Annotated in this window: 13 protein-coding genes and 1 riboswitch; of the genes, 2 read left to right on the top strand and 11 right to left on the bottom strand. The window is 66.1% G+C overall.

Annotated elements, in window-relative coordinates; all coding sequences use genetic code 11:
• Positions 1-48: 48 nt before the first annotated feature.
• From ACEN9K_RS07200 to glyA, 9 genes are all read right to left on the bottom strand, one after another.
• On the bottom strand, positions 49-753 hold the full coding sequence (locus ACEN9K_RS07200; protein ID WP_081620213.1) for a 2'-5' RNA ligase family protein: 705 nt from the start codon (positions 751-753) through the stop codon (positions 49-51).
• A gap of 4 nt (positions 754-757) precedes the next feature.
• Entirely contained in the window at positions 758-1,801 is a 1,044-nt protein-coding gene (trpS, locus tag ACEN9K_RS07195) for a tryptophan--tRNA ligase (protein WP_018770224.1), read from the bottom strand.
• A 15-nt stretch (positions 1,802-1,816) separates the two neighbouring features.
• Positions 1,817-2,650, bottom strand: a complete 834-nt coding sequence (locus tag ACEN9K_RS07190) for an exodeoxyribonuclease III (RefSeq protein ID WP_495635475.1) — start codon at positions 2,648-2,650, stop codon at positions 1,817-1,819.
• 10 nt (positions 2,651-2,660) lie between these two features.
• The gene (locus ACEN9K_RS07185; protein ID WP_134164567.1) at positions 2,661-3,224 is read right to left on the bottom strand and encodes a hypothetical protein; all 564 of its coding nucleotides are present in this window, start codon (positions 3,222-3,224) and stop codon (positions 2,661-2,663) included.
• Between the two features lie 77 nt (positions 3,225-3,301).
• A complete protein-coding gene (locus ACEN9K_RS07180; RefSeq protein ID WP_495635474.1) occupies positions 3,302-4,147 on the bottom strand; it encodes an ABC transporter permease in 846 nt (281 codons plus the stop codon).
• Positions 4,144-5,028: an ABC transporter permease gene (locus ACEN9K_RS07175; RefSeq protein WP_495635473.1), complete on the bottom strand. Its 885-nt coding sequence runs from the start codon at positions 5,026-5,028 to the stop codon at positions 4,144-4,146. Before ACEN9K_RS07175 ends, ACEN9K_RS07180 begins: the two co-directional genes overlap by 4 nt.
• Complete coding sequence (locus tag ACEN9K_RS07170) at positions 5,021-5,962, bottom strand: ABC transporter ATP-binding protein (protein WP_495635689.1); 942 nt, start codon at positions 5,960-5,962, stop codon at positions 5,021-5,023. Before ACEN9K_RS07170 ends, ACEN9K_RS07175 begins: the two co-directional genes overlap by 8 nt.
• Before the next feature lie 161 nt (positions 5,963-6,123).
• On the bottom strand, positions 6,124-7,026 hold the full coding sequence (locus ACEN9K_RS07165; RefSeq protein ID WP_018770230.1) for a bifunctional methylenetetrahydrofolate dehydrogenase/methenyltetrahydrofolate cyclohydrolase: 903 nt from the start codon (positions 7,024-7,026) through the stop codon (positions 6,124-6,126).
• A gap of 3 nt (positions 7,027-7,029) precedes the next feature.
• On the bottom strand, positions 7,030-8,328 hold the full coding sequence (gene glyA / locus ACEN9K_RS07160; protein ID WP_018770231.1) for a serine hydroxymethyltransferase: 1,299 nt from the start codon (positions 8,326-8,328) through the stop codon (positions 7,030-7,032).
• A 146-nt stretch (positions 8,329-8,474) separates the two neighbouring features.
• Positions 8,475-8,560, bottom strand: a riboswitch (ZMP/ZTP riboswitch).
• Between the two features lie 43 nt (positions 8,561-8,603).
• On the opposite strand from glyA, the gene purU reads away from it, so the two are divergent.
• Positions 8,604-9,464 (top strand): formyltetrahydrofolate deformylase, encoded by an 861-nt coding sequence (purU, locus tag ACEN9K_RS07155; RefSeq protein WP_142068086.1) that lies wholly within the window; start codon positions 8,604-8,606, stop codon positions 9,462-9,464.
• A 114-nt stretch (positions 9,465-9,578) separates the two neighbouring features.
• Positions 9,579-10,097, top strand: coding sequence for a gamma carbonic anhydrase family protein (locus tag ACEN9K_RS07150; RefSeq protein WP_018770233.1), 519 nt, complete (start codon positions 9,579-9,581; stop codon positions 10,095-10,097).
• Between the two features lie 16 nt (positions 10,098-10,113).
• Here ACEN9K_RS07150 and ACEN9K_RS07145 read toward each other — a convergent pair whose 3' ends face one another.
• Both ACEN9K_RS07145 and ACEN9K_RS07140 read right to left on the bottom strand, forming a co-directional pair.
• Entirely contained in the window at positions 10,114-11,850 is a 1,737-nt protein-coding gene (locus ACEN9K_RS07145; protein WP_495635472.1) for a flavin monoamine oxidase family protein, read from the bottom strand.
• Positions 11,847-13,277, bottom strand: coding sequence for an amino acid permease (locus ACEN9K_RS07140; protein WP_315898342.1), 1,431 nt, complete (start codon positions 13,275-13,277; stop codon positions 11,847-11,849). Before ACEN9K_RS07140 ends, ACEN9K_RS07145 begins: the two co-directional genes overlap by 4 nt.
• Between the last annotated feature and the right edge of the window lie 168 nt (positions 13,278-13,445).

Here is a 13,445-nt window from a genome sequence, read left to right as displayed (position 1 = left end):
ATGACCTCCAGCTTCAGCCTGGCCTGCTCGGTGGGCAGCGGCTGCTGGTTACCCTGCGTCGGTTGGGGTGTCCGCGGCAGCGTCCGTGAACCGGGTGCCGGCGTTGTTGTCAGTTTCGGTCCCAAAGTCCAGCTCTTCCCGTAGCTGCCAGATGCCGTCGGCATCGTGCTCGTAGAGTCCCATGCTAACCACAGGGAAGGTGGCCTTGTAGTTCTTCAGCACCGTTTCGGCCTCGTCAAGGCTTTCCGGGGCGACGTCGTGGGCGATGGTGACGTGCGGATGGTAGGCAAAGGGCAGTTCACGGTGGAGTGGGCCCTGCTGGAGCTTGCGGTGCAGGTCCACGCAGTGCTCGAACCCGTCCTCCACATTGATGAAGACTACGGGGGAAACGGGCCGGAAAGTTCCGGTCCCGGCGATGGTCACCATGAACGGGCTCTGGCAGCGGGCCACTTCGCGGACATGCCGGAGGGTCGCTTCCCAGTCCTGGGTGGGGGTGGTGGTGACCAGCGTAATGTGGGCCGGTACCACGTCCGCCAGCGGGTCACCGAACGACGCCCGCCAGCGCTGCAGCTCTTCGGCGATGTCTGCCGGAAAGCCCAGGATGACGCCCACGCTGACCTCTTCGCTGCGGGCCACCTCATGGTTCGCCGCCGCATTCCGGCCTGGCTGGTCTCCCAAGCGGTCAGCCAGGGTCTGCTCCACCTGGCCGGCAGAGCAGGCACCTCCCCTGGCGGTGACTTTTCCCGAAGACATGGCGCTAGCGGACTCCCGCGAGGCTGAGGGACGGCAGGAAGCCCATGCGCTCGTAGACCTGGGCCAGGGTGACGGAGGCGATCTCGCGGGCCCGCTCAGCGCCAAGGGCCAGCAGCCGGTCAAGCTCGGCGGGATCTGCCATCAGCTCATTGGTCCGGTTGCGCAGCGGGGTGATGAAGTCCACCACAACTTCGGCGAGGTCAACCTTGAGGTGGCCGTACATCTTGCCCTGGTACTCGGCTTCAAGCTCCGCCACGGACTTGCCCGTCAGCGAGGAGTAGATGGTCAGCAGGTTGGACACGCCGGGCTTTTCCTCAGGGTCGAAGCGGATGTCCGTGCCGGCGTCGGTCACTGCCGACTTGATGCGCTTGGCTGCGATCTTGGGATCCTCCAGCAGCTGGATGGCACCGTTGGGCGACTCCCCCGTCTTGGACATCTTGGCGCTGGGATTCTGGAGGTCGTAGATCTTGGCGCTTTCCTTGACGATCGTGGCCTCCGGAACCGTGAAGGTGTGGCCGAACCGGGTATTGAAACGCTGCGCCAGGTTCCGCGTCAGTTCCAGGTGCTGCCGCTGGTCCTCGCCGACGGGCACGAGGTCGCTCTGGTACAGGAGAATGTCCGCGGCCATCAGGGTGGGGTAGGCGAACAGGCCCAGTGTTGCGGAGTCCGCGCCGGACTTCTGGGTTTTGTCCTTGAACTGGGTCATCCGGGAAGCCTCGCCAAACCCGGTAATGCAGTTCAGCGCCCACGCAAGCTGCGCATGCTCGGGAACATGGGACTGGACGAAGAAGATGCTCTTGTCCGGGTCGATGCCGGCCGCGATGTACTGGGCAGCCACAATGCGGGTCCGCTTGGCCAGCTCGGCGGGGTCGAAGTCCACCGTGATGGCGTGCAGGTCCGGGATGAAAAAGACGGCGTCGTACTCCGCCTGCATGTCCACCCAGTTGCGCACGGCACCGATGTAGTTGCCCAGGTGCAGGGAGTCGGCGGTGGGCTTGGCGCCGGAAAGGATGCGCTTCTTGGCAGTGGAGGAAGTCTGGCTGGTCATGGAAAACTTTCGGGCTTAGAGCTGGTAATCCACTACCAGCGGGGCGTGATCGGAGAAGCGGGTGTCCCAGGAGGCTGCACGGTCCACGACAGCCGAAATGGCGGAGGCCGCCAGTTCGGGGGTGGCCATGTGGTAGTCGATGCGCCAGCCGGTGTCGTTGTCGAATGCCTTGCCGCGCCAGGACCACCATGTGTAGGGCCCGTCGACATCCCCGGCCAGGGTCCGGTGGACGTCATGCCAGCCGATCTCCTCACCGAAGAACCGGTCGAAGTAGGCACGTTCCTCCGGCAGGTGCCCGGCCTTCTTGAGGTTGCCCTTGGAGTTCTTGATGTCACGGGGGGTGTGCGCCACGTTGAGGTCGCCCACCACCAGGGCGTGGTCGCTGTGCTTGGTCAGTTCCGGCAGGCGGGTGCTCATGACGTCCAGGAAACGGAACTTGTCATCCTGCTTGGGCGTCCCCACTTCACCGGAATGCACATAGGCGCTGGCAACCGTGAGCTGCACGGGGTTCCCTGCGGCGTCGGGGACGCGGAAGTCGGCTTCAACCCAGCGCCCGGCGGTGGCGAAGTAGTCGTCCCCGATGCCGTTCCTGGTGGCCAGGGGCTCCTGGCGGGAGGCAATGGCGACGCCGGCACGGCCTTTTGCTTCCGCTTCCGCGTGCAGGATATGCCAGTCCTCCCCCAGCAGTTGCCGGACGACGGCGTCAGGGGCTCGGACCTCCTGCAGGCAGAGGATGTCCACTTCCCGCGGCTCAAGCCAGGCCGCCATACCGTTCTTGTAGGCAGCCCGGAGGCCGTTTACGTTGACGGATGCGATGCGAAGGTGGTCCTTGTTCAATGCCGAGCTCACCCGCTCCACTCTAGTCGATGATGGTTCCGGTCACCGGCTCCCCGCTGCCGCCGGAGGACTTGATCATGTCCCGGGCGTTGGTGGCTGTGATCTCGATGGTTTCAAGGGCGCGGTTGATCGTGTCCTGGTTGGCGGCGGCGCCCTTGGCCCGCTCCTCCTCCACCACGCGGACCTGCACCTGGACGATCTTGAAGGAATGGTCCAGCTTCAGGTCGCGCACCTCGTCTGCCTCGGAACGTTCGTAGACCACCCGGGTGCCGCCGTGGTCGGCGGAGGTGCGGGCCGGTACGCGGCCGGTGGCGGTGTTGAAGGCGCTCTGGGCTTCGGACAGCTTTGCGCCCGCTTTCCTGGCGGCCCGCTGGATGCTGAAGACCACGAACGCAGCCAGTGCCAGCCAGAAGGCGGCGATGATGGCGACAACCCAGCCCACCACGTCGTTCTGGTTTGCGGCGAAGATCACGGCCACAATGAACGCCGTCACCAGGACCATCAGGCCCGGCCCGCTGATCCGGAACATGGAAAAACCGCCCCGGGCGGGTTTGGAAGATGACGAGGAGCTGCCCAAAGTTCGCATGCAGCCATTGTCTCAAACGGCGGACTGTGCTCCCGCCGCCTTCCACCCCCGGCGAACAGGGCAGCTGGCCGGGCAGGCTATTTCAGGAACAAACTCCGCAGGCGCAGCGTGGTCAGCAGCATGCCGACGGCGGTCATCACCAGGTAGTAGCCAACATGCAGTGGCGTGGCAGCCGTAAAAGTGCCCACACTGATCTGCCGCAGCAGTTCCACCCCGTGCCAGAGCGGCATGGCCTGGATGAACCACTGGATGGGCTGTGGGTAGACGCTGAGCGGGTAGAACGTGGCGCTGAACAGGAACATGGGCAGCAGGATGAAGTTGATCCAGTCCATCTGCTGGAAGGTCTTGAGGAAGCTGGTGATGCCCATGCCCAGGCTGGCGAACCCAAAGGCGATCAGCACCGAGGCGGGGATCATCAGCAGTGCCCAGGGCGTGGTGATCAGTCCCATGATGCCCATGACCGCAGTGAAGCCGGTGGCGTAGAGCATCCCCCGCAGCAGGGCCAGGAAGATCTCGCCAAGCGCCACGTCCAGCGGGCCCAGGGACGTATACAGCATGCCCTGGTAGATCTTGGCGAAGTTCATCTTGAAGAAGACGTTCCAGGTGGAGTCATAGACGGCGCCGTTCATCGCGGAGACGGCCAGCAGTGCCGGTGCGATGTAGGCCGCATAGCTGATGGTGGTTCCGTTGGGTCCCTGGACGCTGCCAACGATGGCGCCCAGTCCCACCCCCATGGAAAGGAGGAACAGCACCGGCTCAAAGAACCCGGACAGCATCACCAGCCAGTTGGTGCTCCGTGTGGCCATCAGCCCACGGGCAATGACTGCCCTGGCATTGCCTGAATAAAGAGGCCCGAAAGTGCGGCTGCGGGCTTGCTCCGCGGCGCTCCGGGAGGCGCCGGCGGGACCGGAAAATGTGCTCACTGGCCCATCCTCAGGGCAAACCGGCGCCGCGTCAGGACCCAGCCGGTGACTGCCAACGCCGCCAGGACGGCCGCATGGAGCACGCTGAGGATCGCCGGTTCGCGGTATCCGAAGCTGAGCACCCGGCCCAGTTCGGTGCCATGCCAGATGGGCGAAATCCAGCCCACCCAGCGGACCGCCAACGGCAGGTTGTCCAGCGGGAAGAACGTCCCGGAGAACAGGAAGAGCGGCATCACGATGAACCGCATCACCAGTGCGAACTGCCCCTTGTCTTCGGTGATCGATGCGGAATATGCCATCAGCGGCAGCCCGAAGGCCAGCCCTGTCAGGGTGGCCACCAGTATCCCGGCCCAGCCCCAGCCCGACGGCGAGGCACCGAACAGTGCCACGGCCGCGAAGTAGATGGCCGACTGCAGCACCAGGCGCAGCGTCACGGCCATGACCTGCCCGGCGGCGATCTGCTGCGGCGTCAGCGGCGAGGCGTGCGGGCCGTAGTAGACCCGGCGCCATTTGAACCCTGCCATGATGGGAAAAGTGAACTCGTTGGCTGCCGTCATCACGGCAGCGGACACCAGCAGCGCCGGGGCGATAAAGGCGAGGTAGGACACGCCGCCAAAGGCCGCGTTGCCGGTATCCACCAGGGTGGCCAGTCCCACCCCCATGGCGAAGAGGTACGCCACCGGTTGGCCCACGCTGTACATCAGGATGGACCAGCTGTAACCCTTCATCACCCGGAGCACCTGCTCGGCATAGTAGAAGGAGCCCCAGCGCCGCGCCCTTGCCGCCGAAACCGCCGGCGCATGCGCGCGCAGGCCGCCCGGCTGCGCGGCCCCTGCCTGCCCTCCGGTCGGCTGCCGCCCGGACGCCTGCCTATCAGTCAATGAGGCTCCTGCCGGTGAGCCGAAGGAACACATCCTCCAGCGACGACCGCCGGACCAGCGATGTCAGCGGCCTCAGGCCGCGGGCCGACACCTGCTCAAGGGCTGACTCGCCGTCGTGCGCGTACATCAGCACCCGGTCCGGCAGCACCTCAAGCCGTTCCCCGATGCCTTCCAGCCGGGACGCGATTGCGGCGTTCCGCTCGGAACCAAACCGCAGTTCCACCACCTCCCGGGTGGAATGCCCGCGGATCAGCTGCGCGGGCGAGCCCTCAGCCATGATCCGGCCCTTGTCCACCACGATCAGCCGGTCGCAGAGCTGCTCGGCCTCATCCATGTAATGGGTGGTGAGGATCAGCGTGACGCCCTGCTCCTTGAGCCGGAACAGGCGGTCCCACAGGATGTGCCGGGCCTGGGGATCCAGGCCCGTGGTGGGCTCGTCCAGCAGCAGGATCTGCGGCTCGTTGATCAGTGAACGGGCGATGGTCAGGCGGCGTTTCATGCCGCCGGAGAGCGCGTCCACCTTGGACCTCGCTTTGTCCGTCAGCTGTGCGAACTCCAGCAGTTCATCGGCCTTGGGCCTGAGGTAGCTCATGGGCAGGCCGAAGTAGCGGCCGTAGACCAGGAGGTTGTCGCGGACGCGGAGTTCCTCGTCCAGGTTGTCCTGCTGCGGAACCACGCCCAGGTGGGCGCGTACCTCGGGTCCGTGCGTGTCCGGGTCCAGGCCCATGATGGTGAGCCGGCCGGCGGACCGGCGGGTCACGCCGCCGATCATCTTCATGGTGGTGGATTTGCCCGCCCCGTTGGGCCCCAGGAGGCCGAAGGACTCCCCCGCTTGCACGGTGAACGAGATGCCGTCCACGGCGGCCACGTCGCCGTAGGTCTTGGCCAGGTTTTCGGCGGAGATGACGGTGCCGGACGGCGGGCCCCCTGTCATCGTGCCGGAGGGGGTAAGGGCGTGGTTGTGCACCTGTGCAGACTAGTGGAGGCGCGGCGCAGGTGGAAGTGTGCTTGCAGTTACGTTGAAACGGACGACGGCGGCACGGCGCCTTCCCTGCGGAAGGTACCGTGCCGCCGTCGTGCGCTTAGTGCCGGGGACTAGTGCGCGTTGGCTGCCGCGCGTTCGGCGGCCTCCACCACGTTGGTCATCAGCAGCGCCACGGTCATGGGACCGACGCCCCCGGGGTTCGGCGAAATCCAGCCGGCCACATCGGCGGCGGCGGGATCGATGTCGCCGTAGACGCGGCTCTTGCCGGTGTCCGGATCGGTCTCGCGGGTAACGCCGACATCCAGCACCGCCGCGCCCGGCTTTACGTCCGCGGCCTTGACGATGTGCTTCACACCGGCCGCGCCCACGATGACGTCCGCCTGCCGCAGCAGTTCTGACAGGTTCCTGGTCCCGGTATGGGTCAGGGTCACAGTGGCGTTCACCTCGCGCCGCGTGAGCAGCAGGCCGATGGAGCGGCCGATCGTGACGCCGCGCCCCACCACCACAACGTGCTTGCCTGCCAGGCTGTATCCGTTGCGCTCCAGGAGCTCGATGACCCCGCGGGGGGTGCACGGCAGCGGCGTGGTGATCTTGTTGTTGACGTTCAGCACAAGCCGGCCAAGGTTGGTGGGGTGCAGCCCGTCGGCATCCTTGGCGGGATCGATGCGCTCCAGGATGGCGTCCGTGTCCAGGTGCTTGGGCAGCGGCAACTGCACAATGTAGCCGTGGCAGGCCGGGTCCGCATTGAGTTCGTCAATGAGGGCCTCCACCTGTTCCTGCGTGGCATCGGCCGGAAGCTCACGCTGGATGGAGTTCATCCCGATCTGCTCGGACTGCTTGTGCTTCATGGACACGTACAGCTGCGAGGCGGGGTCCGCTCCCACCAGCACAGTGGCGATGCCGGGCGTGACGCCCTTGGCCTTGAGTGCGGCCACGCGTTCGGTCAGCTCGGCCTTGATGGCGGCGGCGGTAGCCTTGCCGTCAAGGATCTGTGCGGTTGTGGTTTCAGCCATCGGTTACCACTGCTCGTGCTGCGGGTAGAGCGGGAAGTCGGCTGCCAGTTTGTCCACGCGGGCCTGCAGGGCCTCGACGTCGGTGCTGGTGCCTGCCTTGAGGGCGGTGGCAATGATCTCGGCCACCTCGGTGAATTCGGCGGCACCGAAGCCGCGGGTGGCCAGGGCCGGGGTGCCGATGCGCAGGCCGGAGGTGACCATCGGCGGGCGGGGGTCGAACGGCACGGCGTTGCGGTTGACGGTGATGCCCACCGAGTGCAGCAGGTCTTCTGCCTGCTGGCCGTCCAGCTGCGAGTTGCGAAGGTCCACGAGCACCAGGTGGACGTCCGTGCCGCCGGTGAGGACGGAGACGCCGGCCTCTGACACGTCGGCCTGGTTCAGGCGGTCGGCGATGATCCGGGCGCCTTCCAGGACGCGCTCCTGGCGCTCCTTGAATTCCTGCGTGCCGGCAATCTTGAAGGCCACGGCCTTGGCGGCGATGACGTGCATCAGCGGGCCGCCCTGCTGGCCCGGGAAGACGCTGGAGTTCAGCTTCTTGGCCCACTGCTCCTTGGCGAGGATCACGCCCGAGCGCGGACCGGCCAGGGTCTTGTGCACGGTGGAGGTGACGACGTCGGAGTGCGGCACCGGGCTCGGGTGCAGTCCGGCGGCAACCAGTCCGGCGAAGTGCGCCATGTCGGTCCAGAGCAGCGCGCCAACCTCATCGGCGATGGAGCGGAAGGCAGCGAAGTCCAAGTGGCGCGGGTAGGCGGACCAGCCGGCGATGATGACCTGCGGCTTTTCGGCGATGGCCTGCTCGCGGAGCTTGTCCATGTCGATGCGGAAGGTGTCTTCCTCAACCTGGTAGGCGGCCACCTGGTACAGCTTGCCGGAGAAGTTCAGCTTCATGCCGTGGGTCAGGTGCCCGCCGTGGGCCAGGGAAAGGCCCAGGATCTTGTCGCCCGGGGTGATCATGGCGGAGAGGGCGGCGGCGTTGGCCTGCGCGCCGGAGTGCGGCTGGACGTTGGCGTATTCGGCGCCGAACAGTGCCTTGACCCTGTCGATGGCCAGCTGCTCTGCGATGTCGACGTATTCACAGCCGCCGTAGTAGCGGCGGCCCGGGTAGCCCTCGGCGTACTTGTTGGTGAGGACGGAGCCCTGGGCTTCCATCACGGCGCGGGGCGCAAAGTTTTCGGAGGCAATCATTTCCAGGGTGCCGCGCTGGCGGCCGAGCTCCTGGTCCAGCACTGCTGCAATTTCGGGATCGAGCTCAGCCAACGGCTGGTTGCTCACGGCTGTGGTTGAGGTGGCTGTAGTAGTCACGGAGAACTCCTGGCTAGGGATATGGGCACTGCTTAGGTCAGGCTACCGGGTGGCGCACTTTCGCACCGCGTTGATGACAGGGCGTGAAAGCTCGGCATGGCGCTGCTGCGCTGACGCGGGTGCAGCCCCATTTCCGGCAAAACATGACCCTCGGCCCAGGCGTACGATCCGTGGTCTTCGTGATTGCCGCTCCCTGGTGGTTAGCCACCCAACGCCAGTTGCGACCATCCCAGCCTACCAAAACCGGCGCCCCCGGCGCGGGTAGGCTATTACGCGTGAATGAAGAGCAGCTGAACCAAGCGTACGTTGTAACCCTGTCCTGCCCGGACCGTCCCGGAATCGTCCACGCGGTGGCCGGAGCGCTGCTGGTGGCGGGGTGCAACATCACGGATTCGCAGCAGTACGGCAGCCCTTCAACCGGGAACTTCTTCATGCGCGTTGAGGTGACCACGGCAGCCCCCAAGTCGGAGCTCCGTGCCGCGCTGGAGCCAGTGGCGGAGGCCTTCTCCATGCAGTGGAACCTCAATACTGTTGGCGACAAGGTGCGCACCCTGGTTATGGCCAGCACTTCTGCCCACTGCCTCAACGACCTGCTGTTCCAGCAGCGCTCGGGCACCCTGCCCATTGAGATTCCCGCCATTGTGTCCAACCACCAGGATCTCGCCGGGCTGGCCGAGTTCTACGGCATCCCCTTCCACTACATCCCGGTGACCAAGGACACCAAGGTGCAGGCGGAGGACAAACTGCGCGCCATCATCGCGGAGCACGATATCGAGTTGACCGTGCTGGCCCGCTACATGCAGATCCTCTCCGATGAACTCTGCACCGAGCTGACCGGCAAGGCCATCAACATCCACCACTCGTTCCTGCCCTCCTTCAAGGGCGCCAAGCCGTACCACCAGGCACATGCCCGCGGCGTGAAGCTGATCGGTGCCACGGCTCACTATGTGACGGCCGCCCTGGATGAGGGGCCCATCATCGAACAGGAAGTCATCCGGGTGGACCACGCCCGCACCCCTGAGCAGTTCGTGCAGATGGGCCGCGACGTGGAGGGGCGCACGCTGGTCCAGGCCGTGCAGTGGCACGCCGAGCACCGGGTGCTCCTGGACGGCAACCGGACGGTGGTCTTCAACTGACGCGGTCTTCAACTGACGCGCTCTTCAACTAGGTAGCAGTAGATGCCGTTTTGGGGCCTCAAAACGGCATCTACTGCGAGTCAGTTGGGTGCAGGGGTGGCTTAGGGTGAAGCCATGGCTCCTCTGTACCCTTTCGCCGGAAATTCCCCGGCTGTCCATGACTCAGCGTTCGTAGCCCCGTCGGCCTCGATCATCGGCAACGCCAGCCTGGGACCGGATTCCAGTGCCTTCTACGGCGTCTCCGTCCGCGCCGACACCGCGGCCATCACCGTGGGTGCCGGCAGCAACCTGCAGGACAACGTGGTGCTGCACGCCGACCCCGGCTTCCCCTGCACGGTGGGCGAACGGGTCAGCGTGGGGCACGCCGCCGTCGTCCATGGCTGCACGGTGGAGGACGACTGCCTGATCGGCATGGGCGCCACCGTCCTCAACGGCGCCGTGATCGGCGCCGGCTCGCTGGTGGCGGCCGGCGCCGTCGTGCTTGAAGGAACGGTGGTTCCGCCCCGGTCGCTGGTGGCGGGCGTGCCCGCCAAGGTGCGCCGCGAACTCACGGATGAAGAGTTCGACGGCGTCCGCGCCAATGCGGCGCGCTACGTGGAACTCGCGGCGAAACACCGCGAGCTCCACGCCTGACCCAGTCCGGCCTACATCAGTCCAGGCTGATGGGCCCGAACTCGTCCAGCAGGTCGCCCGGGCCGGGGTTGCCCGGCGCGGAGGACCCGCCCAGGTGCTTCACCACGCCCCACACCGCGTTCAGCCCCGTGGTGACGGCGCCTTCCGCCCAGCCGGCGGTGAAGGAGACGTCGTCGCCGGCCAGGAAGATGCCGCGCTGGGACTCCGGCAGTTTGTCCTGCTTGAAGTGGGCGAACAGCCTCTGCTGGTAGCGGTAGTGGCCGGGGAGGTTGGCTTTGAAGGCACCCATGAAGTTGGGGTCCGCCTCCCAGGACACGGTGATGGGCTGGCCCACGATGTGCCCTGCGATGTCCACTCCGGGGTAGATCTGTTCGAGCGAGTGCAGCATCAGTTCCACGCGTTCGTCGGCGTCAAGGGCCAGCCACTTCAGCGCGTCGTCGTTCCAGGTGTAGGAGAGCAGGATGACGGCGGGCTGGTCAGGGCCGTTGTCCAGCAGGTAGGTGGCGCGGTTCAGCCTGTCGGTCAGCGTCATGGACAGGACCTCGTTGCCGGTGTCCGGGTCGATGTCCTTCCAGAACGGCCGGTCCACCATGACGAACGTCTTGGAGGACTGCATGTAGTGCGAGCGCTCCATCGCGGTCCACAGCTCGGCCGGGAACAAGGCCTCCTCCGTGTGGATCCGGGTGGACAGCAGCCAGGACTGGCAGGTGGTCACCACCGCCGGATAGCTGGCCTCGCGGCCCCAGCGTTCACGGATCCGCAGGTTCCCGTCCGGGTCGCGGCTGATCCTTCCCACGGCACCGCGGGGCGATCCGGAGTGCAGCGAGGAAAGGGAGGTGCCGGCGGGCCAGTGCACCATGTCCGACGGCGCGTGCTGCCAGAGTGCCTTGGGCAGGCGCTGCGCTCCCCCGCGGACCAGCCGGTGCTGGTCGTCCGCGTCGGTGTAGACCACGCGAAGGATTTCAAGTATGGAGTTGGGGAAGTCGGTGTCCCAGCCGCCGGTGCCGAACCCCACCTGGCCAAAGGCCTCGCGGTGGGCGAAGCCTGCCTTCTTGAAGGACTCGCTGGCTGCGATGAAGCCGTAGAAGGTCTGCTCGTCCATGAGCGGCAGCAGTTCGTTCCAGAGGTCCTTGATGCGGGCCATGTCCCGGGCCCGGATGGCGTCCTGCATTTCGACGAACTTAGCGCCGTCATTGACCGCGGCCTTCCAGGCGTCGGCCACCTCGCGGAAGAACGGCGGAAGGTCGCCCGGCTTCTCCGCATAGTGCTTCTTGCCGGCCAGCTCGATCACGGTGCTGGACGTGGCCTCGGCGAGGGGGTTTGGGAACTCCTGGGTCTCCAGGCCCAGCAGGTCCACGTAATGGTAGAAGGCCTTGCCCGACACCGGGAAGCGCATCCCGCCCAGGTCCGCCACCACTCCGGGCGCTGCGGGGAAGGCGGCGGTGCGGAGCCGCCCGCCGATCTGGTCCGCTTCATAGACCACGGGCCGCAGTCCCAGTTTCATCAGTTCATAGGCGGTCACCAGGCCGGAGAGGCCGGCGCCGATGACGGCAACTTCCGTGCCGTAAAGCTCCGGCGGGACGGAACCCAGGCCATCGGGGTGGGCCAGGTAGTGGTCGTAGCTGAACGGAAAGTCGGGGTTCAGCATGGTGATGGGGGCCGCGTTTCCGGCGATGCCCCGTCCGGCGGCGTCTGCGGGAGCCGCTGAGGTGCTGGAGGGGTCGAAGGCCGGCAGTTCGGTTGCGGTTGTCATGATAGTTCTGCTTTCACAGGTTCCTGGCGTGGGGCCTTGGCGGTCAGTTCACGGTAGTCGAGCTCACTGAGAGCCGCTACCTTCGAGTTCCGGCGTCCATAGCCGAAGTAGATGGCGATCCCCACCAGCATCCAGGCACCAAAGACAACCCAGGTATCGGCTCCAAGGTTGGCCATCAGGTAGGCGCACATCAGCGTGCCCAGCACGGGAGTCAAGGGATACAGCGGCACCCGGAAGCTTCGCTTGAGGTCCGGCCGGTTGCGCCGCAGGTAGATGACGGCGACATTGACCAGCGCGAAGGCGAACAGGGTTCCGATGCTGGTGGCATCGGCGAGGGCGCCGAGCGGGACCAGGCCCGCGGTGAGTGCGACGGCGGTGCCGACAATCAGGGTTCCTGCGGCCGGGGTGCCGGTCCGGGCGGAGACGCGTCCAAAGACCTCGGGCACCAGGCCGTCCCGGGACATCGAGAGCAGGATGCGGGTTTGGCCATACAGGACCGTGAGCACGATGCTGGCGATCGCAAGGACAGCGCCGACCGAAAAGACCAAGGCGATCCACGGCTGGTTGGTGGTCTCCTCCAGGATCTGGACCAGGGCGGCTTCGGTGCCGTCGAACCAGCCCCAGGGCCGGGCACCGATGGCGGCGACGGCCACGAGGACGTAGATGCTGGTGACGATCACCATGGACAGCAGGATGGCGCGGGGAAGATCGCGTTTGGGGTTCCTGGCCTCTTCGCCCGCAGTGGATGCCGCGTCGAAACCGATGTAGGAAAAGAACACCCGGGAAGCGGCCGCGGACACACCTGCGGCACCCATGGGAAGGAGCGGTTCGAAGTTGCCGGCGTTGAAGGCGGTAAAGGCAACAGCGCAGAAGAACAGCAGGATGCCGATCTTGATGATGACGACGGCGGTGTTGATCCAGGCGCTTTCACGGGCGCCGCGGACCAGCAGGACCATGGCCAGCACCACGATGGCCACCGCTGGGATGTTCACCAGTCCGCCGTCCCCGGGCGGCTGCGACATGGCATCGGGCAGCACCTGGCCGAACGCTGCCAGCGCCTCGTTGACGTACTGCCCTGCCCCCACAGCTACGGCAGCGACGGAGACGGCGTATTCAAGGACAAGGCACCACCCGCAGATCCAGGCCATCCCCTCGCCCATGGTGGCGTAGGAGTAGGAGTAGCTGGAGCCCGCGACGGGGACCAGGCCGGCCATTTCGGCGTAGGACACCGCTGAGAGCAGCGCGGCCAGGCCGGCGATGACGAACGAGATCCAGATGGCCGGGCCAGCCAACGGAACCGACTCGCCAAGGATCACCAGTATGCCGGTCCCCAGGGTGGCGCCCACGCTGATCATGGTCAGGTGGAGGACGCCGAAACTGCGAACCAGTCCAGTGCCGTCCTGGCCTGTTCCGGCCTCACTGACCATCTGGCCGATCGGTTTACGGCGCAGCAGCTGTGTCCGGAGGCTGGGCCGCACGCCGCTTGGCACAAGAGTTTTTTCGGTGGTCACAGGCACAGTCACCGTTGACGTCCCTTCAGAGTAGTTGTCGGTTTCCCCTTCCCAAGGTTGGCATGTGAGCCAACTCTCAGCGCG

Source organism: Pseudarthrobacter sp. Pseusp20 (genome assembly GCF_059492155.1).
Note: the sequence above shows the minus strand (reverse complement) of the source record. Positions and strands in the feature narration are given on the sequence as shown.

Excerpts from the sequence above, each read along its gene's own strand:
- ACEN9K_RS07200 (WP_081620213.1), bottom strand. The coding sequence starts at position 753 with ATGTCTTCGGGAAAAGTCACCGCCAGGGGAGGTGCCTGCTCTGCCGGC.
- trpS (WP_018770224.1), bottom strand. The coding sequence starts at position 1,801 with ATGACCAGCCAGACTTCCTCCACTGCCAAGAAGCGCATCCTTTCCGGC.
- ACEN9K_RS07185 (WP_134164567.1), bottom strand. The coding sequence starts at position 3,224 with ATGCGAACTTTGGGCAGCTCCTCGTCATCTTCCAAACCCGCCCGGGGC.
- ACEN9K_RS07170 (WP_495635689.1), bottom strand. The coding sequence starts at position 5,962 with ATGACAGGGGGCCCGCCGTCCGGCACCGTCATCTCCGCCGAAAACCTG.
- ACEN9K_RS07165 (WP_018770230.1), bottom strand. The coding sequence starts at position 7,026 with ATGGCTGAAACCACAACCGCACAGATCCTTGACGGCAAGGCTACCGCC.
- ACEN9K_RS07150 (WP_018770233.1), top strand. The coding sequence starts at position 9,579 with ATGGCTCCTCTGTACCCTTTCGCCGGAAATTCCCCGGCTGTCCATGAC.
- ACEN9K_RS07145 (WP_495635472.1), bottom strand. The coding sequence starts at position 11,850 with ATGACAACCGCAACCGAACTGCCGGCCTTCGACCCCTCCAGCACCTCA.
- ACEN9K_RS07140 (WP_315898342.1), bottom strand. The coding sequence starts at position 13,277 with ATGGTCAGTGAGGCCGGAACAGGCCAGGACGGCACTGGACTGGTTCGC.